Origin of the sequence: Paenibacillus sp. FSL E2-0151 (genome assembly GCF_037993015.1) — a bacterium.
GTDB lineage: Bacteria > Bacillota > Bacilli > Paenibacillales > Paenibacillaceae > Paenibacillus > Paenibacillus amylolyticus.
Genome location: NZ_CP150308.1, coordinates 2,835,249 through 2,858,004 on the forward strand (window position 1 = coordinate 2,835,249; position 22,756 = coordinate 2,858,004).

General features: G+C 47.6%; 21 protein-coding genes. 18 read left to right on the forward strand and 3 right to left on the reverse strand.

Annotated elements, in window-relative coordinates:
• Positions 1-9 precede the first annotated feature (9 nt).
• Together MHI55_RS13180 and MHI55_RS13185 are read right to left on the reverse strand one after the other, a co-directional pair.
• Positions 10-735: a hypothetical protein gene (locus MHI55_RS13180; protein WP_340390200.1), complete on the reverse strand. Its 726-nt coding sequence runs from the start codon at positions 733-735 to the stop codon at positions 10-12.
• Between the two features lie 44 nt (positions 736-779).
• Entirely contained in the window at positions 780-1,301 is a 522-nt protein-coding gene (locus MHI55_RS13185; protein ID WP_076318667.1) for a hypothetical protein, read from the reverse strand.
• Positions 1,302-1,529: 228 nt separating this feature from the next.
• Here MHI55_RS13185 and MHI55_RS13190 point away from each other — a divergent pair, with 228 nt between their 5' ends.
• The 5 genes from MHI55_RS13190 to MHI55_RS13210 all read left to right on the forward strand — a co-directional run bounded on the left by MHI55_RS13190 (position 1,530) and on the right by MHI55_RS13210 (position 5,558).
• The gene (locus MHI55_RS13190; protein ID WP_036608866.1) at positions 1,530-2,207 is read left to right on the forward strand and encodes an SOS response-associated peptidase; all 678 of its coding nucleotides are present in this window, start codon (positions 1,530-1,532) and stop codon (positions 2,205-2,207) included.
• A gap of 187 nt (positions 2,208-2,394) precedes the next feature.
• Positions 2,395-3,525 (forward strand): NADH-dependent flavin oxidoreductase, encoded by a 1,131-nt coding sequence (locus tag MHI55_RS13195; RefSeq protein WP_340390202.1) that lies wholly within the window; start codon positions 2,395-2,397, stop codon positions 3,523-3,525.
• A 137-nt stretch (positions 3,526-3,662) separates the two neighbouring features.
• Positions 3,663-4,430, forward strand: a complete 768-nt coding sequence (locus MHI55_RS13200) for a DeoR/GlpR family DNA-binding transcription regulator (protein ID WP_047842629.1) — start codon at positions 3,663-3,665, stop codon at positions 4,428-4,430.
• 20 nt (positions 4,431-4,450) lie between these two features.
• Positions 4,451-4,909: an OsmC family protein gene (locus MHI55_RS13205; protein ID WP_036608858.1), complete on the forward strand. Its 459-nt coding sequence runs from the start codon at positions 4,451-4,453 to the stop codon at positions 4,907-4,909.
• 58 nt (positions 4,910-4,967) lie between these two features.
• A complete protein-coding gene (locus MHI55_RS13210; protein WP_036608856.1) occupies positions 4,968-5,558 on the forward strand; it encodes a DUF2062 domain-containing protein in 591 nt (196 codons plus the stop codon).
• Here the strand turns inward: MHI55_RS13210 and MHI55_RS13215 are convergent.
• Positions 5,536-6,465 (reverse strand): AEC family transporter, encoded by a 930-nt coding sequence (locus MHI55_RS13215; protein WP_036608854.1) that lies wholly within the window; start codon positions 6,463-6,465, stop codon positions 5,536-5,538. The two genes, MHI55_RS13210 and MHI55_RS13215, sit on opposite strands and share 23 nt — an antisense overlap.
• Positions 6,466-6,679: 214 nt before the next feature.
• Here MHI55_RS13215 and MHI55_RS13220 point away from each other — a divergent pair, with 214 nt between their 5' ends.
• The 13 genes from MHI55_RS13220 to MHI55_RS13280 all read left to right on the forward strand — a co-directional run bounded on the left by MHI55_RS13220 (position 6,680) and on the right by MHI55_RS13280 (position 22,594).
• The gene (locus tag MHI55_RS13220) at positions 6,680-7,762 is read left to right on the forward strand and encodes a lactonase family protein (RefSeq protein ID WP_338708592.1); all 1,083 of its coding nucleotides are present in this window, start codon (positions 6,680-6,682) and stop codon (positions 7,760-7,762) included.
• Positions 7,763-8,143: 381 nt separating this feature from the next.
• Entirely contained in the window at positions 8,144-8,776 is a 633-nt protein-coding gene (gene hxlA, locus MHI55_RS13225; RefSeq protein WP_036670570.1) for a 3-hexulose-6-phosphate synthase, read from the forward strand.
• A gap of 4 nt (positions 8,777-8,780) precedes the next feature.
• A complete protein-coding gene (gene hxlB, locus MHI55_RS13230; protein WP_339286519.1) occupies positions 8,781-9,344 on the forward strand; it encodes a 6-phospho-3-hexuloisomerase in 564 nt (187 codons plus the stop codon).
• A 267-nt stretch (positions 9,345-9,611) separates the two neighbouring features.
• Positions 9,612-9,971 carry a helix-turn-helix domain-containing protein gene (locus MHI55_RS13235; protein ID WP_062833989.1) on the forward strand — a complete coding sequence of 120 codons (360 nt, stop codon included), beginning with the start codon at positions 9,612-9,614 and terminating at the stop codon, positions 9,969-9,971.
• 387 nt (positions 9,972-10,358) lie between these two features.
• A complete protein-coding gene (gene pepF, locus MHI55_RS13240; RefSeq protein ID WP_101313895.1) occupies positions 10,359-12,161 on the forward strand; it encodes an oligoendopeptidase F in 1,803 nt (600 codons plus the stop codon).
• 111 nt (positions 12,162-12,272) lie between these two features.
• Positions 12,273-12,788 carry a DUF2500 domain-containing protein gene (locus tag MHI55_RS13245; protein ID WP_245838093.1) on the forward strand — a complete coding sequence of 172 codons (516 nt, stop codon included), beginning with the start codon at positions 12,273-12,275 and terminating at the stop codon, positions 12,786-12,788.
• Positions 12,789-13,023: 235 nt separating this feature from the next.
• On the forward strand, positions 13,024-14,517 hold the full coding sequence (locus MHI55_RS13250) for a rhamnulokinase family protein (protein ID WP_340390204.1): 1,494 nt from the start codon (positions 13,024-13,026) through the stop codon (positions 14,515-14,517).
• Position 14,518: 1 nt separating this feature from the next.
• Positions 14,519-15,280, forward strand: a complete 762-nt coding sequence (locus MHI55_RS13255) for a DeoR/GlpR family DNA-binding transcription regulator (RefSeq protein WP_340032755.1) — start codon at positions 14,519-14,521, stop codon at positions 15,278-15,280.
• Between the two features lie 113 nt (positions 15,281-15,393).
• On the forward strand, positions 15,394-16,122 hold the full coding sequence (locus MHI55_RS13260) for a (Fe-S)-binding protein (RefSeq protein ID WP_017688927.1): 729 nt from the start codon (positions 15,394-15,396) through the stop codon (positions 16,120-16,122).
• Positions 16,119-17,636: a LutB/LldF family L-lactate oxidation iron-sulfur protein gene (locus tag MHI55_RS13265; RefSeq protein ID WP_101313898.1), complete on the forward strand. Its 1,518-nt coding sequence runs from the start codon at positions 16,119-16,121 to the stop codon at positions 17,634-17,636. The genes MHI55_RS13260 and MHI55_RS13265 overlap by 4 nt, the downstream gene beginning before the upstream one ends.
• Positions 17,626-18,351: an LUD domain-containing protein gene (locus tag MHI55_RS13270; protein ID WP_101313899.1), complete on the forward strand. Its 726-nt coding sequence runs from the start codon at positions 17,626-17,628 to the stop codon at positions 18,349-18,351. Before MHI55_RS13265 ends, MHI55_RS13270 begins: the two co-directional genes overlap by 11 nt.
• Before the next feature lie 215 nt (positions 18,352-18,566).
• Positions 18,567-19,121 (forward strand): glutathione peroxidase, encoded by a 555-nt coding sequence (locus MHI55_RS13275; protein ID WP_101313900.1) that lies wholly within the window; start codon positions 18,567-18,569, stop codon positions 19,119-19,121.
• Positions 19,122-19,420: 299 nt separating this feature from the next.
• Positions 19,421-22,594 carry a bifunctional cytochrome P450/NADPH--P450 reductase gene (locus MHI55_RS13280; protein WP_340390206.1) on the forward strand — a complete coding sequence of 1,058 codons (3,174 nt, stop codon included), beginning with the start codon at positions 19,421-19,423 and terminating at the stop codon, positions 22,592-22,594.
• The last annotated feature ends 162 nt before the right edge of the window (positions 22,595-22,756 follow it).

Here is a 22,756-nt window from a genome sequence, read left to right on the forward strand (position 1 = left end):
TAGAGGGGATTAGCTGCCTGTACGGAGATGAAATAACAGTGTGGTGTGATTACCGTATAAGAGTTTATTCGCTCTTTTTTCGTTCTGAATTTCTTGCAGATCCTCCAGTTGCAGTGTGAGGTCATTCTCGGGGTTTGCGCTCACAATGACTTCTGACTGTGATTGTTGCTGACCTGGCTGATTCGACTTGAAGGCAGGTTTAATCACGTAGAGACTTTGAACGGAGTTGAGCAGGCTGGCAGGGGTGTCTTCATACGTTTCCAGGAAGAGTACATAGTCTTTGGTAGGAATCAGCTTGAGGTTGTCATCATTAATAATCTCGGTGTTGCCAAGTTGTCCGCCAAGTTGCTTCACTTCAAGTTTTTCCCCGGCAGTGTAACCGCCTTTATAGGATTCAGCGACCTGAATCGTGTGGATCGTATAGATTTTGTCAAAAGAAGATGGCTCTCCACCCGGATCGGACGCAGGGTTTAACTCGTTTTCATTGGCAGCATCAGTAACTTGTACGATATCGTTTAAAGCTTCCACACGAGTCTCAACAACACTACCTTTCACAATGGTATTTGCTCTCTCGGACAGGTCGCCAATGCTGCCATAACTCGGGTAATCTTCAGAAGCAATAATGGTCATGGGTGCATCGGATGGGGACGCGGTAGGTGTAACAGAAGAACATCCAACAGCAGATAAAATGAAAATGGAAGAGAGAAGCAGCGTTAATACTCGATTTTTGTTCATGGACAGGAATCCTCCTTGGATTTTTGGGATAAGTTCGTAGCGGATTAGTACTTGGATTTTACGTTATTGATATCAAAAGTTTGGGGTTGGGTCATGGAATTGCGGTTACGGGAGTAAGACATAATGGAAGGACTACTTGTTGTCGGGTTGTCACCGAGCCAGATGGAGTGTCCGAGTTCGTGGACAAATACGCTTTGAATGAAGTTGGATAAGTTGGTCGCGTCAGGGGTGATTGTGGATGCATTGAGTTCGATGCGGAAGCTTACGACTTGACTGCCGGATACGGAGGCGTAGTTGACACCATATGCTGTATTATTGAAGTTTCCTGCGGTGATGGTGTTTGGGGAGTTACTTGTTTTGGTGAATTTAACTTTGGCACCTGCATTGTTCCAGTTGGTAAGGGAAGTGTCCATGGGAGTCTGCCATGCGGCGGCGTAATTATACGTACGAATGGGGATGGTGGTGCTGGGATAACCGTAGGTCAGAAAGGTTGCCGCATAGATGGTACTGCCAAACATCGCAATCGCTGAGAACAACATGATGCTCATCAAAAACTTCCTTTTCATACTTAAAACCTCCAATAAATGTATTTTATTCTCTATTATAGTAACAAGTAATATTGGAGTTGAAATGAGTCCGAGGTCGTTGTTTTTGTCGTGAAAAACATGAAATATATCTTGATCCGACCCTAATGGTGTCAAAATAAGTCATTTTCTGTTCAATGTTCATGAATAATTTCCCTAAAATTACAAACAATACGTTCAACTTCTCATAGGGAAAGGTAGTGCTTGAACATGTGCAACCGTTTTTCATTGGCAGCTGATTTGGACGATGTCAGAGATCATTTCAAGATTCAGCGAGTGATGTATTATTACAAAAACCGATACAATATCAGCCCAACCCAGCATACGCCGATTATTTTGCATCAGGATGGTGAGCGTGTATTGGATGAGTTCCGGTGGGGGTTCATTCCATTCTGGGGTCGTGATGCCGTTAACGCAAATCTCATGACAGTGCATGAGAATCCTTCCTATTACAAACTGGTAGAGACCAAGCGCTGCGTTATTCCCTGCAATGGATTATATTACTGGCGGCAAGAGGGCAAAAAAAGTTATGCGGTTCGTGTTGTTATGCCGGATCGTGGCCTGTTCGGTATTGCTGGGTTATATGAGGTGTGGAGAGATACACGGAAAGAGCCGCTTCGTACCTGCACGATGCTTATGACAGGCGCAAACATGGTTACACGCGAGTTTGGCAGTAAAATGCCAGCGATCCTTTCCGAAGAAGAGATCAACACCTGGCTTGACCCGGCAAATACACGGGTGACTCAGTTGTTACCGCTATTGAAATCGTATAACAGTACAGAGATGAATCTGTATCCAGTAACCCCAATGGTCGCCAACGATGAACACGATTGTTACGAATGCGTAGAAGAGATGGATCAGAAGCTGGCTTACGTTCGGAGTTTCTGAGTATCTTTTGGATGATGTGAAGAAAATGAAGAGGGCTGAGAGTCTGGAGACACTCTGCTCTTTTTTTCCTTTCTGAAAATGAAAAGTTGCAATTGCAGTGAAACGTAACTATAATCATTACAGTAAGTGAACGCATATATTCATATATCTATTAAAAGAGATATTTATAATCAGGAGGGAACCACGAATGAATCCAAAGTTTAACCAGATGTTTGAACAAGTTTCACTACCGACTGGCATTACACTGAAAAACCGAATCGTGCTCGCTCCCATGACTCATATGTCCTCGAATGCTGATGGTACAATATCCGACGCTGAACTTGCTTATTATGCACGTCGCATCGGTGGTGCGGGCATGTCAATTACGGCTGTAGGGCATGTAACAGAGACAGGCATTGGTTTCCCAGCTCAATTTGGTGTTTATGACGACCGCTTCATTCCTGGTCTGAAAAAACTGGCTGAGACCATTAAAGAACAAGGCTCCGTAGCCGTATTGCAAATTTTCCATGCGGGCCGTCTGACGCCTGAACAAGCTGTACCTGCGGGTCAAGTGGTTGCTCCTAGTGCGGTTGCAAGTGAGCGTCCAGGATCTCCTGAACCAAGAGAATTGACGGATGCCGAGATTACTTCGATTATCAAAGACTTTGGTGAAGCGACACGTCGTGCAATCGAAGCCGGCTTTGATGGTGTTGAGATTCACGGTGCTAATGGTTATCTGATCCAGCAATTCTTCTCCCCGCATTCCAACCGACGTGAAGATCGTTGGGGCGGAAGTGTAGAGAAACGTCTGACATTCCCGCTTGCTGTAGTAGATGAGATTCAGAAAGTGGTTGCCGAACATACCAAACTGCCGTTCATCATTGGTTACCGTTTCTCTCCGGAAGAACCGGAAACACCGGGACTCACAATGGAAGATACGTACCTACTAGTGGATGCGCTGAAAGATAAAAACCTGGATTACCTTCATGTCTCTGTGAACGAGTTCTGGTCCAAGCCAAGACGTGGCGAAGCAGATACACGTTCTAGAATGGAATTCATCCTGGATCGTGTGAACGGCAAATTGCCTGTTATCGGCGTAGGTTCAATTCATACTGCTGATCAGGCCGCTGAGGCGCTCCAAACGGGAGTACCTCTGCTAGCCATTGGACGTGAACTGATTATCGAACCGGATTGGGTCGAGAAAATCGAGAGCGGACGTGAAGAAGATATTGAGACGATTCTGACCAAATCCGATCAGGAACGTCTGGTTATCCCTGACGGGTTGTGGAATGCAATCATCCACACGCCAGGCTGGTTCCCTATGGCAGAAGATAAATAAGATACACTTCAGAACTGGAATGGAGGGGGCGAAAGCTCCCTCTTTTTGCACATGGTCCAAATTCTCCTTGTCATCGCTCTGTGGTATGATGGATGAACAGGATCAACTGGATAATCAACGGTTTGGAGTGAAGGAATATGCTCGTAGCTGAACGGTATGAGAAAATAGTGGAATGGGTGGATACGCAAGGCAGCATGCGTGTGACCGAACTTAGTGAGCGCTGCGGGGTGACGGAAGAGACGATTCGTCGTGATCTGGACAAGCTCGAACAGGCGGGCAGGCTCAGACGGTCCCATGGCGGGGCGGTCAGCGTAAAATATAAGGATGAGTTACAGTCGGAGATTCCGTATCCGGAACGGGCTGTAGCCCATGCAGAAGAGAAGCGCAGAATTGCAAGCGAAGCGGTGAAAATGGTGGAATCCGGCGACCGGATCGCCTTGGATGCAAGTACAACGGCGTGGTATATGGCGGCAGGATTGCCAAACATTCCACTGACGGTATTAACCAACTCGATTAAGGTCGCCGCTGAGCTGAGTAACAAGGAGCAGATTCGTGTGATTGCCACAGGTGGGCAATTGGCTTCGAAGTCACTGTCTTTTGTAGGACCGCTGGCGGAACGTTCGCTTGATGCCTATCATGTGGATAAAGTATTCCTGTCTTGCAAAGGAGTGCATCTGACCAAAGGCATCAGTGAATCCAATGAATTACAGGCCTTGGTGAAGCAGAAAATGATCCATATTGCGGATGAGGTCATTCTACTTGCAGATTCCAGCAAATTTAACATACAGGCGTTTACCAGAGTTGCTGCGATGAGCAGTGTGGGCAAAGTGATTACAGATCAGGGTGTAGATGAAGAGCACGTTAGCGCATTGATTGAGCAGAATATTACGTGTATACGTGTGTAAACAAGAAAGGAATGAATGTCATGAAACATCCTTTTCATCTGAAAGCGGTATGGAATGGTGGGCGTAACAGTGAGGGAACAATCGATGCAGGTGGATTAAAAACGGTCATATCGATTCCGCAGGAGATGGGCGGACCCGGTACGGGAACTAACCCGGACGAGATGCTGCTGGGTGCAGCCTCCACCTGTTACCTGATCACGCTGGCAGCGATGCTGGAGCGTTCGGATATTACGCCGGATGAATTAACGCTTGAATCGGAAGCAACGGTAGATGTTACGAATAACGTATTTACGTACGAACGGATCGTACATAGACCTCGGATTGTGCTCAGCGCAGATGCCTCTGAGGCGGATCTGACAAAGGCTGAGCGCTTGGCGCATAAGGCTGAATCCTCCTGTATGATCTCCCGAGCGGTGGCAGGTAATGTCCAGATGGAGACACAGCCAGTCATTGTTATCACTGGAGCTAACGCGGTGTGATATACTGAAGAATAGACGATTCAAGTCGTCATTTGTACAAAATAAGGAGAAATTCGGTATGAACACACAGAAGCGCAAGACTAACCTCTGGGTACGTTTAACACGTGCTATGAAGCTGAATTTCCTCAAATTGTTACGTGCTCCCGGAGGTGCTCATAAAGTATCTACCGGATTTGCCATAGGGTTCGGACTGGAGCTGATCGTGATCTCGACCGCATCCCTGATATATCTCATATTCTACCCAATTGTGCGACTGTCTGGGGGTTCGATGCCAGCAGCGATTGTTGGTAACGTGATTGGAAAACTTACGTTTTTGCCTATCATTCTGATGCCGCTCGCGAAGCAGATTGGTTCCTGGATTCTACCTGCGCACAGCATGGGACAAGGACCGGTACATGAGAGTGCATTCATGGAGCTGTTTCGCGGGAACTGGTCGGCCGTGAGTGAATTGTTGCTTGGTGGACTGGATATTCTGGCAGGGATGTCAGTGTTTGGTGTCATTCTGGGTGTGATTTCGTACTTTGTCGTGAAATTCTTCTACGTCAGAGCGCTCAACCGGCGTTATGAACGCCGGTTGGAGAAACGCCGACAAGCGGATCTAGCGTCGGTGTCGCCTCCGGTACTAATCAGGAAGCCATCACAATCATAATCGGCAGCATCAACATGGATGCAGCGGTTGTCCACAGGATGCAACGGGATACAAACTGCGGAGAAGCATTGAACTGTTCAGCCAAAATAACGGCGTTCACTGCGGTCGGCATCGATGCGAGGATCAGCAGCACACTGAACAACGTACCCTCGACCTGAAGCGCGGTCAGAATCACCCAGGAGAGGATGGGCGCAGCTGCGAGACGGACCACAAGTCCGGTCCAGAAGGCTCGGCGTACATTGGGCAGCCAGGGCACTGTAGCACCTTTTGGTCTGAGCATCTGTGCTCCCAGAATGGCGAGAACGACAGGAGAGTAACCCGCGGCCATCATGGAGATGCCTCCATCGAGTGCGTCAGGCAGGCTCAGATTGGACGCACGTAGCATAATGGCGATGCCAGCAGCATAGATGGATGGCATGCGGAAAACGGACAGAATCGCATCTTTTACCGTGAATTGGGATCTTGCGGCAAAAAAGATACCTACCGTATTAACAATGATCATCTGTCCAATGACATAGACGGAAGCCTTGTCCAGTCCAAGTTGACCAAAGGCAAGCAGTACAAGCGGGAGCCCGTAATTCACGCAGTTCGTAAACGTGGACACGAGGGTGAGACCCGCTTTTTCGCTTGCACCCAGACGGAAAACCCGGCTTAACAGCTCGGCGAGTGCCCAGAGGGCAATCAGATTAATAATAGAGAACCAGAACGTGCTGGTGACGTCCGTCCAGGTAATCTCTGCATGCAACAATGTATTGAAGATGAGCGCAGGGCTCAAAATATAAAGGGAAAAGGTCGAGAGCGACCGGGTATCCCAATTTTTAAAGCGTTTTAACAGAATACCTCCGATCACGGGAAGTGATATGGGCAAGAACACATGGTATAAGGTGAGTAAAAATGAGTGAAGCAATGCAATTCAGTCCCTTCTGGATGAAAAACCTATCTTATCATAGCAGAAGATGCATCTCATATGAATGGATTTCAGTATGATGATGTGTAGTAATCGCCTTGCTTAACTAAGGATTTCCCTGATGGGCAGCGACAGCGGATTGCTATTTTGATATGGCAGATTTATTATAGAAGAGGTGCAACAAGATTACATACACATAGAGGAGGAAACTGTAATGAGTGAATCAAAACGCTTGCTCGTACTTGCTGGCTCTTACGCCGAAGCGGAAAATGAGGGCATTTATGCATATGAATTGAATGAGGATACAGGCAGCTTGTCCAAGCTTGACGGCATCGCGGGTGTGAAAAACCCAACGTTTGTCAACGTGGATGCTGAAGGAAACAAACTGTATGCGATTGGTGAAACAGCGTCAGCTGAAGGCAACAAAATGTCTGAAGCTGTAGCTCTGAGCATTGATCCTTCTACAGGAAAATTAACGTTGCTGAACCGGAATAACTCCATTTCAGCTCCGCCATGTCATATCCAGCGTGACCCTTCCGGCAAATACTTGATCCTCTCCAGCTACCACGGTGGTCTGGTAGGTCTGCAAGCCTTGACGGATAACGGTGAAGTTGGAGCGCTTCTGGACGAGAAGAAACATGAAGGACAAGGTGCGCATCCTGAACGTCAGGACAAGCCACATGTTCACTCCGCATTCTTCAGCCCAGATGGTAAATACATGATGGTACAGGATCTGGGCGCAGATAACATCGCGATCTATTCTATTGATGCAGACAAAAATGAACTTGTGCTGCACAGTGAAACGAAAACACATCCGGGAGCAGGCCCACGTCACTTGGCGTTCCACCCGAATGGTCAGTTCGCATATGTCATCAATGAAGTGGATTCTTCCATTACTTCGTTCAAATATGATGCAGCAGCGGGCACGTTGACTGAATTGTCTACTGTATCCACACTGCCTGATGGATATGATGGCAAAGAGAATACAACAGCCGAAATCACGGTTTCCAATGATGGACGTTATGTATATGGTTCTAACCGTGGACATGACAGCATCGTTGTATTTGCAGTAGATGCAGACAAAGGTCACCTGACACTGGTTGAGCATGTATCTGCAGAAGGTGAGCACCCGCGTCACTTTGCGCTGACACCTAACGGCAAATTGCTGATCGCAGCTAACCGCGATACCAACAACCTCGTGACATTCACGGTAGATCAGGAAAGCGGACGTCTGAAATACACTGGTCACAGCACAGGTGTATCCAAGCCGGTATGCGTGAAACCTGTATATCTGTAAAATGATAAATTTCTAAACCAGCTTTGGCTGGATTGAAAATGAAACGATAAAGATAAAGACCCTGCCATGTGGCGGGGTCTTTTATATTGAATATATAATTGGATGATTAGGCTGCTGTTCTGCTGTAAGCATGTGGATTGGAATAGAGGATTAATTCTATGTTTGATTCACCTAACAACGAATAACTATCAATAGTATCCCCCAAGTAACTACCCCACTTCAAAGTGCGTACTTCCTGAATGGATAGTCAGGGTCTACAATGAGTGAGTAGCCAAAACAAACACTGCATGCATCTGAACAGACAAATTGGTGCAGGCTAAATATCTGATTATTATTTTTACAGGAACGAATCATACTTGAACAACAAAGGAGAAATAAATGATGAAATTGCAATTGGCGCTTGACTTGGTAAATATCCCTGAAGGTATCGCACTGGTTAAAGAGGTTGAACAATATATTGATATCGTTGAGATTGGTACTCCAATCGTTATTAATGAAGGTTTGCACGCGGTAAAAGCGATGAAAGAAGCATTCCCTAATCTGCAAGTTCTTGCAGATCTTAAAATCATGGACGCTGGTGGTTATGAAATCATGAAAGCAGCTGAAGCTGGTGCGGATCTAATCACTGTGCTTGGGGCAACCAATGACAGTACGATCAAAGGTGCAGTAGCAGAAGCGAAGAAACAAAACAAACAAGTTCTTGTGGACATGATCAACGTGCCTAACCTTGAACAACGTGCTCGTGAAATTGATGCGCTTGGCGTAGATTACATCTGTGTACACACGGGTTATGATCTGCAAGCTGAAGGACAAAGCCCATTCGAAGATCTGCAAACGATCAAAGCTGCTGTGAAAAACGCTAAAACGGCTGTCGCTGGTGGAATCAAGCTGGAAACATTGCCAGAAGTAATCAAAGCACAACCGGATCTGGTTATTGTAGGCGGCGGTATCACAGGACAAGCAGACAAAGCGGCAGTTGCAGCTGAAATGCAACGTCTCGTTAAACAAGGGTAAGCAGATGAGCAAAACACAGTACGCAGCTGACATCTTGAAGGAGCTGGAACGTACGTTAAGCCAGATCGAAGATGCAGAGATGCAAGCGATGGCTGAGCACATTCTGGCTGCGGAACAGATTTTTGTAGCAGGAGCAGGCCGGTCAGGACTTATGGGGAAGGCTTTTGCCATGAGACTGATGCAGATGGGGCTTCGTGTATATGTGGTGGGCGAGACCGTAACACCTGGGATCAGCTCGAAGGATTTCCTCTTGCTGTGCTCTGGCTCAGGAGAAACAGGCAGTCTGGTGGCCATGGCTCAAAAGGCTAGTCAAGCTGGTGCGCCTGTAGGTCTCATTACGATTAAGCCAGAGTCCACGATTGGGAAATTGGCAACTACGGTAGTACGTCTCCCGGCTTCAGCCAAAGAGGACACAGCAACTTCCGGAGCGGCAGTAACCATTCAGCCGATGGGCTCGTTGTTCGAACAAGGACTGTTAATCGGCATGGATGCTCTCATTCTTACGATGATGGAAATGAAGGGTATGACCGGAGCGGATATGTTTGGCCGCCACGCGAACCTGGAATAGTGAATAGATGAAAGACCGGAATCCTTTGATCATGAAGGGTTCTGGTCTTTTCTGCGATACATAATCATTCATCTATATAGGTTTTATCCGTGATTTACAGTTAAACTTTGCATCCCGACCAGGCTGTAGTAGAATTAATAGATAGCTGTATCGAATGAATGTACTTATTACATCATGCATGGAGCGGAAAGCTTACCTCGTGAGAAGTGTCCCCGTGATATGTGTAATATACGCGATATAAGATTGAAGATGAGGGGGCTCGGAGCCATGGCAGCCGAAGTGAAGGAACGGATTAATCTGAAAGAAATCAACTGTGAGAAGGAATTGACCCTTGCGGTGATCGGTGGCAAGTGGAAACTGATTATTTTGTGGCACTTGGGCCTGGAAGGCACCAAACGTTTCAGTGAGCTGAAACGCCTAATCCCTCATATTACCCAGAAGATGCTGACCAACCAGCTTCGTGAGCTGGAGGAAGACAAACTGATTGAACGCAAGGTGTATGCAGAGGTACCACCTCGGGTGGAATATACGTTGACAGATCACGGTCAAAGCCTGATGCCCGTCCTGCACGCGATGTATAACTGGGGTAAAAATTACGGTGAAAATGTAATCTGGAAAGAAAGCTAAATAAGTAAGTTCTATAATGAACCGCCGGGTAAATGGATTCTTCCATTACCTGGCGGTTTTTTTAGTTACTTTCAGACCATGGTCACATGAGCAAAAGCATATACTGGCCTTTATCCTAGATACCCCTTTTATATAGATGGAACTAAACATTCACACGAGAACGTAGAGGACAGAAAGAACCTGAAGAAGCGGAGCGTGCGCCTTTATCACCGGATTTTTACCTTTGAAAAAGGGGAATCAAAAAATCTGGGGATAACAGCGATCGGAAGGTTGTTCTGTCATCGAAGTGGTAAGTGAGAATAATCTTTAGTCCAATCTATACTCCCTTGAACTGGAATATGATACGATGAGAGATATTGGAAAATGCAAGGAGGATGACAACTAAAGATGGAAAAAATACGTACACGTGCTGAGGTAAACCCAGAAACCACTTGGGATCTGAGAGACTTGTTTGTAACCGATGTAGAGTGGGAGCAGGAGCTTCGATCACTTCCTCAGGCTGCTACCCAGATCGAAACGTTCAAAGGACGTCTGGGCGAAGGGGCTGAACAATTACTGGCTTGTCTAGATGCGCGTGAAGCTTTGCAGGAGCGGATCGGCAAGACGGCTTCTTATGCTCGACTGAAGCAGTCAGAGGACAGCACCAATCCGGTGAATATTGAGAATTCAGCCAAGGCAGGAGATATCCTATCAAATCTGTCTTCGTCCTTGTCTTTTGTCAATTCGGAGATCGTTGATCTGCCGGAGGGAACCGTTGAACGTTACCTTGAAGAACTTCCGGGATTGGAGCCGTATGCGCGCAGTTTGGAGCGTTTGATTCGAGAAAAAGAACATCGGCTTACGCCCGAGACCGAGAAGGTACTCGCTTCATTAGGAGAGGTACTGGATTCGCCATACCGTATCTATCTGCGCGGTAAACTGGCAGACATGACGTTTGACGATGCTCTCGATGGAGAGGACAATAATCGTCCGTTATCCTGGTCATTTTATGAAAATAATTATGAGATGTCGTCTGATACAAAGCTGCGCCGTTCTGCTTATGCTGCATTCAGCTCGACATTAAATGATTACAAAAATACGTTTGCAGAAGGTTATGCAACCGAAGTGAAGAAACAGGTTGTTTTATCCAGGCTGCGTGGTTACGACGATGTTACAGATATGCTTCTCAGCCCACAGCAAGTGAGCAAAGAGATGTACAATAATATTCTGGATATTATCCAGCAGGAACTCGCACCTCATATGCGCAGACTGGCGGCTCTCAAGAAACGTGAGCTGGGTCTGGACAAACTGATGTTTTGTGATCTGAAGGCGCCGCTTGATCCTGAATTTAGCCCTGCCATTACATATGATGAGGCGTGCATACTCATTCGAGAAGCACTTGATGTGCTTGGGCCGGAGTACGGCGAGATCGTAGAGCGCGCATTCAGTGATCGCTGGGTGGATTACGCAGATAACGCAGGCAAATCCACAGGGGCATTTTGCTCCTCTATATATGGTTCACACTCTTATATCTTAATTTCATGGGCGAACAATATGCGCGGAGCATTTACACTTGCCCATGAAGTGGGGCACGCAGGCCACTTCATGCTTGCGGGACGTTACCAACGGCTCACGAATACACGGCCATCTCTTTATTTCATTGAGGCGCCGTCGACCATGAATGAAATGCTTCTGGCCGATCATCTATTGAAGCGTTCCGATAATCCGAGAATGCGTCGCTGGGTCATTTTGCAATTGTTGAACACGTATTACCATAACTTCGTTACACATCTGCTGGAAGGTGAATTACAGCGCAGGGTGTACGCACGCGCAACCAATGATGAGCCCATTACGGCGAAGACGTTAAGTCAACTCAAGGGAGACATCCTTTCCGAATTCTGGGGACCTGATCTGGTAATTGATGAAGGGGCCAAGCTCACGTGGATGAGACAGCCTCATTATTATATGGGACTATATCCGTATACCTATGCGGCAGGCTTGACGGCTTCCACAGCGGCTGCACAGCAGATTCGTGAAGAAGGACAGCCTGCGGTAGATCGCTGGCTTGATGCACTCAAAGCTGGTGGAAGTCTCACACCACAGGAGTTAATGAAGCTTGCGGGTGTGGATATGTCCGGACCTGAGCCGATTCGCTCTGCGGTTGCTTATGTCGGCAGTCTGGTCGACGAACTTGAACGTCTGTATTCCTGATCTGGTTCATATAGTATATGGACAAGGCAGAACGGGTTGTCTGCATGCACCGCCTTCCTTGCGTGGGGGGCGGTGCATCTTATTTTTGCAAGGGGAAAGGAACGATGATGAATGGCGTTAACGAGCGTGTCCTCATCGATGGGCCGATTAAGCGTAGACGGCTTTGGTGTGTTTGACGACATGAATGGAGTACCAGGTTTTGAAGGCAATCAGGGTGGTTTTTTTTCGGGATTTAATGAGTTTGCTACAATGAATGCATTTGCTTCGATTTTCATTGGCGCCATATTTCTCATCATTGCGGGAGTCATTGTTTTTGTTATTATTTCAGGCATACGCTCAGGGATGTCAAATAACGCGGCAGCCTTGTTAACCCTGCACTCAACAGTGGTAGCCAAACGAACGGAAGTCTCAGGTGGAAGCGGCGATAGCAGTGCGACTACCCGGTATTATGTTACATTTGAATTCGACAATGGGGAGCGCACTGAACTGATTGTTGGCGGAAACCATTATGGTATGATGGTGGAAAATGATCGAGGGATGCTGACGTATCAGGGGACACGTTTCAAGCATTTTGAGAGAGATGTACAACCCCAGTCGGGGGTAAGCAAAGGTCAATTTTATACGTAAAAAAAGAAATGCGGCTCCTCCCAGGTGGGAGAGAGTCGTTTTTGGTATACCCAAAAGAAAGAAAAACTGAAGGGTATTCAAACGCTTACATTGGTGATATACTCGTAAAATAAAGTTAAACAGTATTAAACAAAAACAAACAAACAATAAATACAGAATAAAGTACAGGGTTACGGACTGAATCAAGGGATACCGTTTGGAAAATAGGATGGGTTCGAAAGGTTGGTGAAGCGCGGTGAGTGTGCTGGCTTATGATTTGGGCGCTGGGAGCGGGAGAGCGTTACTGGGACATCTGAATGATCGAGGGATCGAAACGAGCGAAATCCATCGGTTCAAGAATGAACCAGTGAAGGTTGGCGAGCGGATGCACTGGGATATTCTGCGATTGCATCATGAATTGTTGCAGGGGCTTACCCTTGTGAAACAGCAGGGAGAACAGCCGGAGAGCCTGGGGATCGATTCCTGGGGCGTTGATTTTGGTTTGCTTGGCAGTAATGGTGAGTTGCTGGGTAATCCGTATCATTACCGTGATACACAGTTTAACGGCATGATGGATCAGGTACGGCAAGAGCTGACCTCTCAGCGAATCTTCGAACGTACAGGGATACAGTTTCTTAGCTTTAATACCCTGTATCAATTGGCAACGCTTCAACGTAGCGGTTCCCCGTTACTTCATGAAGCAGAGCGTTTTCTCATGATTCCGGATTTGCTACGTTATTTCCTGACAGGAGAAGCGGTGAATGAGTTCACCAATGCAACGACAACGCAATTATACAATCCATCGGCTGGTCAATGGGACAGTCAGTTGCTGGCGCATATTCGTATTTCGGAAAAACTGTTCGGTGAAGCCGTACTGCCAGGTACCCGTGTTGGACAGTTACGCAGCAGTATCTGTAACGATCTGGGTCTTACCCCGATTCCTGTGATCGCGGTTGCAGAGCATGATACGGGTTCAGCCGTTGTGGCTGTTCCTGCAACGGAACGTTCATTTGCTTATCTGAGCTGTGGAACCTGGTCCCTGATGGGTACGGAGATAGATCATCCTGCGATAAGTAGCCAGAGTCTGGCCTTGAACTTCACGAATGAAGGCGGGGCGGGCGGAACATTCCGTCTGCTGAAGAACATTATGGGTTTATGGATTTTGCAGGAAAGCATGCGCGAGTGGGAGCGCCAGGGGCAGGGAATTAGCTATGATGCGTTATTGGCAAAGGCGGAACAGGCACCTCCATTTTCCAGTTTGTTTGATCCGGATGATGAACTGTTCATGCCTGCAGGAGATATGACGACCCGTATACGTCAGTATTGCCGTGATACAGGGCAAGTGGTACCAGAGAATCAGGGGGCTATTGCCCGGGCAATTCTGGAGAGTCTTGCATTGAAGTATAGAAGAGTTCTGGAATGGACGGAGCAATTGTCGGGTCAGGCGTTCAACGGGTTGCATATGGTCGGTGGAGGCATCCAGAACCGCCTGTTATGTCAGTGGACTGCAAATTCCATTGGTAAGCCGGTATGGGCGGGTCCAGCAGAGGGAAGTGCCATCGGGAATATGGCTGTGCAATGGATGGCGAGCGGAGCTTTTAAAGATATCTGGGAAGCGCGTAAGGCCATTCGTGATTCATTTCCGGTAACTGTGTATGAGCCGCAGGACAGGTCAATCTGGGAAGATGCTTATGGCAGATTTCTGCGTGTGACGGCTTCATCTAATTCACAAGCGGGGAGTGAGGTGTAACATGCTGGCAGCCGAGCGGTATGACCGGATTGTGGAGATGGTGAATGTAAAGGGCAGTATGCGTGTATCCGAGCTTAGTGAGCGCTGCCGGGTGACGGAGGAAACCATCCGGCGTGACCTGGATCGGCTGGAACACGCAGGACGACTACGCCGATCTCACGGTGGTGCAGTGAGTGTGAAGGAAGATCAACCGGAGATCCCTTACCGGATCAGGGAGACAACCCATGCGGAAGAGAAAAAGCGGATTGCACAAGCGGCTCTGACGATGATTAATCCGGGTGATCGCATTCTGTTGGATGCGAGCACAACGGCAGGTTATATGGCAGCGAACATGCCGGATTTTCCGCTGACGGTCTTAACCAACTCGATCCAAATTGCCACTGAACTCAGCAACCGTGACAAGGTTGAGGTCATCTCAACAGGGGGCCAGCTGGCATCGCGCTCGTTGTCTTTTGTTGGGCCGCTGGCGGAGCGTTCTTTGGAAACGTATCACGTGGATAAAATGTTCATGTCGTGCAAAGGTGTACATCTCGAAGGTGGCGGAATCAGTGAATCCAATGAACTCCAGGCAAGGCTGAAGCAGAAGATGGTTGGCATATCCGATCAAGTCATCTTACTTGCAGATGCCAGTAAATTTGGTGTACGTGCTTTTGCCCGAGTATCCGGGTTAAATGCAGTCCATATGATCGTTACCGATCAGCCATTGGAGGCTGAACAGACAGAACATTTGAGCGGATACGATATTGGTATCATCACGGTTTAATCTTTCAGATTTTATCTATATAAAATGAACTAAACATTTACACGAAACGGAGTGTCCAGTGTAAATATTCATAGTAAATTTATCTACTAATCAGTTAATAGGAGCGTGTAATTATGAAGGTCTCCTTATTCATTACCTGCCTCAGCGATGCCATCTATCCCCGAGTGGGGGAGGCCATGGTCAGATTGCTCGCCGCTCATGGCGTTCGGCTGGATTTTCCGCCGGTGCAGACCTGCTGCGGTCAGCCTTCCTACAATAGCGGGTACTGGGATGAGACTCGGGTAGCGGCCAAAACGATTCTTGAAGCGTTTGACGACAGTGATTTTGTGGTATGTCCTTCGGGATCGTGTACGTATATGATTCATCATTATCCCGAGCTGTTCGCGGATGAACCAGTATGGTTGGAGAAGGCAAAACGATTGGAAGCCAAAGCTTATGAGTTTACTCAATTCCTCGTTCAGGTGCTCGGGATAACCGATCTGGGCGCACATTTTCCGCACAAAGTAACCTATCATCCATCCTGTCATGGTAGCCGTCTGCTTGGTGTGAAGGATGAGCCGATGGCGCTGCTCTCTCAAGTAAAAGGTCTGGAATTGGTTCCGCTCCCATTTGCTGAGGATTGCTGCGGGTTCGGGGGCACGTTTGCCATCAAAATGTCCGATATTTCAGGAGCGATGGTGACGGAGAAGGTCGATCATGTCAAAGAGACACAAGCCGAAGTATTGGTGGGGCTGGACATGGCCTGTCTGATGAATATCGCAGGTAATCTGCGTTATCGGAATGAACCGGTGCGTGTAATGCATCTGGCGGAACTACTGTATGAGGGGGTGCGAACAGGATGAGCCAACCGGGAGTTATGGATACTACGGTCAAAGAACGTGCCGGACTGGCCTTGAATGATGATTTTCTGCGAAAAGCAGTCAAATTCACGACAGAACGATTGCGTAACGGCAAGAAGTCTGCCTCAGAAGAACATGGAAACTGGGATGAATGGCGGGAGCGTGGCCGTCAGATTCGTTTGCACACGATTGCGTATCTGGATTATTACCTGAATGAATTTGTGAATAACGCCCGTGCGAACGGGGTTCATATTCATTTTGCAGATACATCGGTGGAAGCAGCGGCGATTGCGCTGGATATTGCGGCGCACAAGCAGGCTTCTACGGTGGTGAAGTCCAAATCGATGGTGTCGGAGGAAGTACACCTGAATCATGTATTGGAGTCGGCGGGCATTGAAGCCATTGAGACCGATCTGGGTGAATACATCATACAGTTGGCAGGTGAAGCCCCTTCTCATATTGTCATTCCAGCCATCCATAAGAACCGCTACCAGATTGCAGAGTTGTTATCGAAGGAAGCGGGTGAAATTCTGGAGCCGGACACAACGGTACTTGCCGGATTTGTTCGCAAAAAGCTACGCGAGAAGTTCCTCGAAGCAGATATCGGCATGACCGGCTGCAATTTTGCGATTGCAGAGACAGGTTCCATGGTTTTGTTCGAAAATGAAGGCAATGCCCGTATGGTATCCACTGTTCCAAAAACGCAGATTACACTGATGGGCATGGAGCGGATCATCCCGTCGTGGACGGATCTGGAGGTCATGGCAACCTTGTTGCCACGCTCCGCAACAGGTCAGAAATTAACGATGTACATGTCAGGCATCACAGGTCCTCGCCGAACAGCGGATGCGGATGGACCGGATGAAATGCATATTATTATCGTGGACAACGGTCGATCCTTACAGCTCGGTGATCCTGAATTCCAGGAGTTGCTGAATTGTATTCGCTGTGGTGCTTGTCTGAATGCTTGCCCAGTATATCGTCATATTGGAGGTCATGCCTACGGTGGAACATACAGTGGTCCAATTGGCGCAGTACTGACACCTGCACTTAATGGCAACATTGATGAATGGAACGATATTGCGGGTGCTTCGAGTCTGTGCGGAGCCTGTTATGAAGCATGTCCAGTTAAAATTCCATTGCATGATATGCTCGTTTATTTACGCAGGCGTAAAGTGGAAGACGGCCATGGAAACAAAATGGAAAGCATGGGCATGAAGGGATTTGCCGCTGTTGTATCCAATTCCAAACGTTTCAGTGCGGCCATACGCCTGGGACAGATCGGGCAGAAGGCAGTTGTACGCAACAACGGCATTTCTCTCAAGTTGGGTCCTCTCAAAGGCTGGAACAAGTATCGGGTTGCCCCAAGTCTCGCCAAGAAATCCTTCCGGCAACAATGGAACAAGCTGGATCAGGAACTGAACCAAGAGCAACCGGCCATGGATTCTTCCGTTCGCAGTCGTATGGAGCAGATTATTCGTGAACGAGAAGAAGGGGAGGATAAGCATGGTCACTGAACATCAGCAATGGCTCGCACAATTGGAGAAGAAGTCCATGGAGAAACAGGAGCAGTTCATGAATGATATTGCTTCGAAATTGAGGAGACCAAGGCAACGCCATGCGCCGACCCAACCCTTTCGGGGAGCACCCGACTTTTGGACTGAACTGGAATGGGATGAAGAGAAGCGTATTCAAGCATTTACAGATAACTTTGTGAGTGTAGGCGCACACATTGCCCGGGTTCAGAACATGGAAGAAGTATCTCAATTTATTGCCAACAAGTCTCATGAACTGAGTGCCAGGTATATCATTCGTCAGAATGAACAGGCGTTACAGGATCTCGGATTGGAAGAGCAGCTTCCGGATGTACAGATCTCAGTCTGGAATAGTCAGGCGGATGAGAACTGGAAGGCTCGGGCAGCTGAGGCTGATATCGGTGTGGTCATGGCGGATTATGCAACAGCATACACAGGCTCGGTTACTGTACTTTCTTCACCGGAAAAAGGTCGTTCAGTCAGTCTCTTGCCTACGGTACTCATCATCATTATTCCAGTAGATCGACTGCACACCAGACTGGGTGAGACGCTGGATCGATTTGACGAAGCGGGGAGAGAGAATCTTCCAGCAGGCATCCACTTTATTTCCGGGCCAAGCCGCTCTTCCGATATTGAAAATGATTTAACCATTGGGGTACACGGACCAGGCATTGTATATGGTTTAATTATGGGTTAACGATGTGTTTAGCGTGATTTAACATCATGATTTTGATAACTGTCCGAGATGCAGTGTGTGACTGCTAAGGGCAGTTTTTTATTTCGTATACTATAGTTAAAAGCTATTAAAATTATATTTATTATATATTTCACCTATTAATAATGGAGGTGTATAATCCATCTCAAGAGAGAGTTCATATGAGATACAAAAGAGAAAGAGGAGGATGAATACAGATGAGTATATTTTCTTACCAAGTTCCGTTTATGGATAGACACAAGGGTGATTTTTCTGCTTTTAAAGGGAAGGTGCTACTTATTGTGAATACAGCAAGTCGGTGCAGCTACTCCCGGCAATTCAGTGAACTTCAGCAGATGTATGAGAAATATGGTGATCAGGGGCTGGAGATTCTGGCGTTCCCGTGCAACCAGTTTAACGACAAAGAACCTGGTAGTAGCGCTGAGGTAGCTGAGTATTGCAGAAGTCAGTTTCAGATATCCTTTCCGATTTTGGAGAAGGTTGAGGTCGTTGGGCAATCGATGCATCCTGTGTTTCGTTATCTGACTACAGAAGCGCCATTTCAAGGTTATGATCTGGACACGAAGGAAGGAGAGTGGATGGACACCTTTGTGAAAGAGAAGCATCCAGAATTGTATCAAGGTGACGGCATCAAATGGAATTTCACCAAATTCCTGATTGACCGTAATGGGGACATCCATGGCCGTTATGAAACGACAGTTGCTCCATTAGAGATGGAGTCTGTTATTCAGGTTCTGTTAAAGAATTCATAATTATACCTTAATCCCTGTCCTGAGGTCCTATGACTTTGGGACTGTTGAAGATTAGAACTGGAAATGTTAGGGTAAAAGAAGATAACGAAGTGCTCCATTTTTTTTAATCAAAAATGACCAATATACCATTTCAGTCAGTTAGTTCTTTGATGGTTTTATCGTTATCTGGATGAAATATGAAAATGTGCAAAAAATAACTTGAATCTGTTGATCTGAAGAGTAAGTGTAATCGAGTCTGTAAATCAAGTCATTATTTTTTAGTTGTAGAACTCTTACCTTGGAAAGAAGGAGTGAGCGTCATGCCACCAATTTCAGTGCCTCAACCAAAAACATTTGGCCCACTGGGCAATTTGCCGCAATTGAACTTTGAAGAGCCGGTGCAATCCTTGGTGAAACTGGCTGAAGAATACGGACCGATCTTTCGTATGGAGTACCCCGGACGAAGTGAATTGTATATTTCCGGTCACGAACTGGTCGCCGAGGTAACAGATGAATCCAAATTCGACAAACGGGTGTGGGCACCCCTTGCGAAGGTTCGTGCTTTTGCAGGAGATGGGCTATTTACGAGTTGGACCGAGGAGCCGAATTGGAAAAAAGCCCATAACGTACTGCTGCCAAGTTTCAGTCAACGTGCGATGCAGGGATATCACAACAAAATGATTGATCTGGCTGTGCAGCTGGTTCAGAAATGGTCACGATTGAACCCGGATGAGACGGTTAACGTTCCGGATGATATGACACGTCTTACGCTCGATACGATTGGCCTGTGTGGGTTCAACTATCGGTTTAACAGCTTCTATCGGGAAGAACCACATCCATTCATTACGAGTATGGTTCGTGCGTTGGATGAATCCATGAGTTCATTGCAGCGACTGCGTCTGCAAGACAAGCTGATGATCACCAAAAAGAAACAGTTTGAACAGGATATCCGTTCCATGTTCTCTTTGGTGGATCACATTATTGCCGAGCGCAAAGAGAAACCGCAGGAAGGCGCAGATGATCTGTTGTCCCACATGCTCAGTGGCAAGGACCCGGAAACAGGAGAAACGCTGGATGATGAGAACATCCGTTATCAGATTATTACATTCCTGATTGCTGGACATGAGACCACAAGTGGACTGTTATCCTTCGCCGTTTATTATCTGATGAAGAATCCGGATACGCTGGCTAAAGCACAAGCTGAGGTGGATCAGATTCTGAAAGATCCGGTTCCCACGTACAACCAGGTTCGCAATCTGAAGTATGTTCGCATGGTTTTGAATGAAGCACTGCGGTTATGGCCTACGGCCCCGGCATTTTCCCTGTATGCAAAAGAGGACACGGTACTTGCGGGTCAATATCCTTTGCAAAAAGGAGACAGTGTCAGTGTACTTATTCCCAAGCTGCATCGTGACCGCGAAGCATGGGGAGACGACGTAGAGAAATTCCGCCCGGAACGGTTCGAAGATCCGAGCAAAGTGCCGCATGATGCCTATAAACCTTTTGGTAACGGTCAACGGGCCTGCATTGGTCAGCAGTTTGCACTTCAGGAAGCAACGCTGGTACTGGGCATGGTGTTGAAGCATTTTGACTTCATAGATCATTCGGATTATCAGTTAAAAGTGAAAGAAACGCTGACGCTCAAACCGGATAACTTCACAATTCGTGTACGTGCGCGTGGGGGGCAGCCAGTCATGGCCGTTCCGGGTGTAGCGGTCGAAGAACCAAAGCCGGTTGCCAAAAGAACGGAGCCAGATGCAGCCAATGCTCACCACACACCGATGCTTGTTCTGTACGGTTCCAATCTGGGTACCGCTGAAGGCATTGCACGTGAAATTGCGGATACCGCCAGATATCAGGGTTTCCGGAGTGAGGTCGCTACGCTGGATGATCGTGTTGGCAAACTGCCAAAGGAGGGTGCCGTCATTATTGTCAGTGCATCCTATAATGGTCAGCCGCCAAGTAATGCCAAGATGTTTGTCGAGTGGATCGAACATGCAGATGCGAATGAATTCAAAGGTGTGCGTTTCGCCGTTCTTGGATGCGGTGACCACAACTGGGCCAGCACCTATCAGCGTATTCCGCGTTTAATAGATGAACAGTTATCTTCCAGAGGAGCAGAGCGGTTATCACCGCTGGGTGAGTCCGATGCCAGTGGAGATTTCGAGAAACAGGTGGGGGATTGGACAGAGCAATTATGGCCAGATCTCGCACGAACGATGGGACTGAAACTGAACACAAGCTCCAATAGCGAACGCAGTTCACTATCTGTACAGTTTGTCAGTGGACTCGCCGTAACACCGCTTGCGGATACGTATGATGCACATGTGGCAGAAGTACTTGAGAACAGGGAGCTTCACGACGCGGGCAGTGAACGAAGCACACGTCACCTGGAGATCAAATTGCCAGAAGGCATAACCTACAGGGAAGGGGATCACCTGGGCATTCTGCCGCAGAACCCACCGGAGCTGGTGGAACGCGTACTTCGTCGTTATGGATTCACCGGAACGGAGCATCTCGTTCTGGATGCATCCGGTCGCAGTGCCGCGCATCTGCCGCTGCATCAGCCGGTGAACCTGTATGATCTGCTCAGTCATAGTGTTGAGCTTCAGGAGGCGGCAACTCGTGCGCAGTTGAGAGAAATGGCAGCATACACCGTATGTCCACCACATAAGAAAGAACTTGAAGCGCTGCTTGATGAATCTGTGTATATGGATGAAGTTCGGAACAAACGGATATCCATGCTGGATTACCTGGTGAAATATGAGGCATGTGAACTGCCGTTTGAGCGTTTCCTTGAATTATTGCCTTCATTAAAAGCCAGATATTATTCGATCTCCAGCTCACCGCGTGTTCAGCCCGATCAAGCGAGTATTACGGTCAGTGTTGTGCGCGCCCCGGCATGGAGTGGGCAGGGGGAATACAAAGGTATTGCGTCCAACTATCTGGCTACCCTGAAGTCGGGTGACAAGATCGTGATGTTCACGCGGACACCGGAATCCGGGTTCCAACTGCCGGAGGATGCACAGGTTCCCGTCATCATGGTAGGCCCGGGTACAGGTGTTGCTCCATTCCGAGGTTTCTTGCAAGCAAGGCATGTATTGAAGGAACAAGGTCAAGAGGTTGGTGAAGCCCACCTGTACTTTGGATGCCGGAATCCCGAACATGATTATCTGTACAAAAATGAACTGGAAGCAGCCCAGCAAGAAGGGCTTGTGAAGCTTCATACGGCCTTCTCCCGTGTAGACGGGGAGGAGAAATGTTATGTACAGCATCTGATGAGAGACGATGCCCATCATCTGATTCCTTTGTTTGAAGAGGGTGCGCATCTGTATATCTGCGGTGATGGCAGCAAGATGGCACCTGATGTGGAAGCTACACTCCAGCAGGCATACGCTGATATTCATGGCAAATCCGCGAAGGAAGCAGAAGATTGGATTAATCAGCTTCAGCAGGAAGGTCGTTATGCCAAGGATGTATGGACAGGCATCTGATGTACACATGTGAAGGGTCAGCTTGATCCGTAACTGGCTGAGCGGTGAGATACAGAAGGAGTTCTGTTCTCACCGCTTTTTGACATAAAATGATTCTTCAGCAGATAAGTGGTTGCATGGGTTATAATTATATATTGGAAGGGAGCACCCGTATGCAGACAT

Excerpts from the sequence above, each read along its gene's own strand:
- MHI55_RS13180 (WP_340390200.1), bottom strand. The coding sequence starts at position 735 with ATGAACAAAAATCGAGTATTAACGCTGCTTCTCTCTTCCATTTTCATT.
- MHI55_RS13185 (WP_076318667.1), bottom strand. The coding sequence starts at position 1,301 with ATGAAAAGGAAGTTTTTGATGAGCATCATGTTGTTCTCAGCGATTGCG.
- MHI55_RS13190 (WP_036608866.1), top strand. The coding sequence starts at position 1,530 with ATGTGCAACCGTTTTTCATTGGCAGCTGATTTGGACGATGTCAGAGAT.
- MHI55_RS13195 (WP_340390202.1), top strand. The coding sequence starts at position 2,395 with ATGAATCCAAAGTTTAACCAGATGTTTGAACAAGTTTCACTACCGACT.
- MHI55_RS13200 (WP_047842629.1), top strand. The coding sequence starts at position 3,663 with ATGCTCGTAGCTGAACGGTATGAGAAAATAGTGGAATGGGTGGATACG.
- MHI55_RS13205 (WP_036608858.1), top strand. The coding sequence starts at position 4,451 with ATGAAACATCCTTTTCATCTGAAAGCGGTATGGAATGGTGGGCGTAAC.
- MHI55_RS13210 (WP_036608856.1), top strand. The coding sequence starts at position 4,968 with ATGAACACACAGAAGCGCAAGACTAACCTCTGGGTACGTTTAACACGT.
- MHI55_RS13220 (WP_338708592.1), top strand. The coding sequence starts at position 6,680 with ATGAGTGAATCAAAACGCTTGCTCGTACTTGCTGGCTCTTACGCCGAA.
- hxlA (WP_036670570.1), top strand. The coding sequence starts at position 8,144 with ATGAAATTGCAATTGGCGCTTGACTTGGTAAATATCCCTGAAGGTATC.
- hxlB (WP_339286519.1), top strand. The coding sequence starts at position 8,781 with ATGAGCAAAACACAGTACGCAGCTGACATCTTGAAGGAGCTGGAACGT.
- MHI55_RS13235 (WP_062833989.1), top strand. The coding sequence starts at position 9,612 with ATGGCAGCCGAAGTGAAGGAACGGATTAATCTGAAAGAAATCAACTGT.
- pepF (WP_101313895.1), top strand. The coding sequence starts at position 10,359 with ATGGAAAAAATACGTACACGTGCTGAGGTAAACCCAGAAACCACTTGG.
- MHI55_RS13245 (WP_245838093.1), top strand. The coding sequence starts at position 12,273 with ATGGCGTTAACGAGCGTGTCCTCATCGATGGGCCGATTAAGCGTAGAC.
- MHI55_RS13255 (WP_340032755.1), top strand. The coding sequence starts at position 14,519 with ATGCTGGCAGCCGAGCGGTATGACCGGATTGTGGAGATGGTGAATGTA.
- MHI55_RS13260 (WP_017688927.1), top strand. The coding sequence starts at position 15,394 with ATGAAGGTCTCCTTATTCATTACCTGCCTCAGCGATGCCATCTATCCC.
- MHI55_RS13265 (WP_101313898.1), top strand. The coding sequence starts at position 16,119 with ATGAGCCAACCGGGAGTTATGGATACTACGGTCAAAGAACGTGCCGGA.
- MHI55_RS13270 (WP_101313899.1), top strand. The coding sequence starts at position 17,626 with ATGGTCACTGAACATCAGCAATGGCTCGCACAATTGGAGAAGAAGTCC.
- MHI55_RS13275 (WP_101313900.1), top strand. The coding sequence starts at position 18,567 with ATGAGTATATTTTCTTACCAAGTTCCGTTTATGGATAGACACAAGGGT.
- MHI55_RS13280 (WP_340390206.1), top strand. The coding sequence starts at position 19,421 with ATGCCACCAATTTCAGTGCCTCAACCAAAAACATTTGGCCCACTGGGC.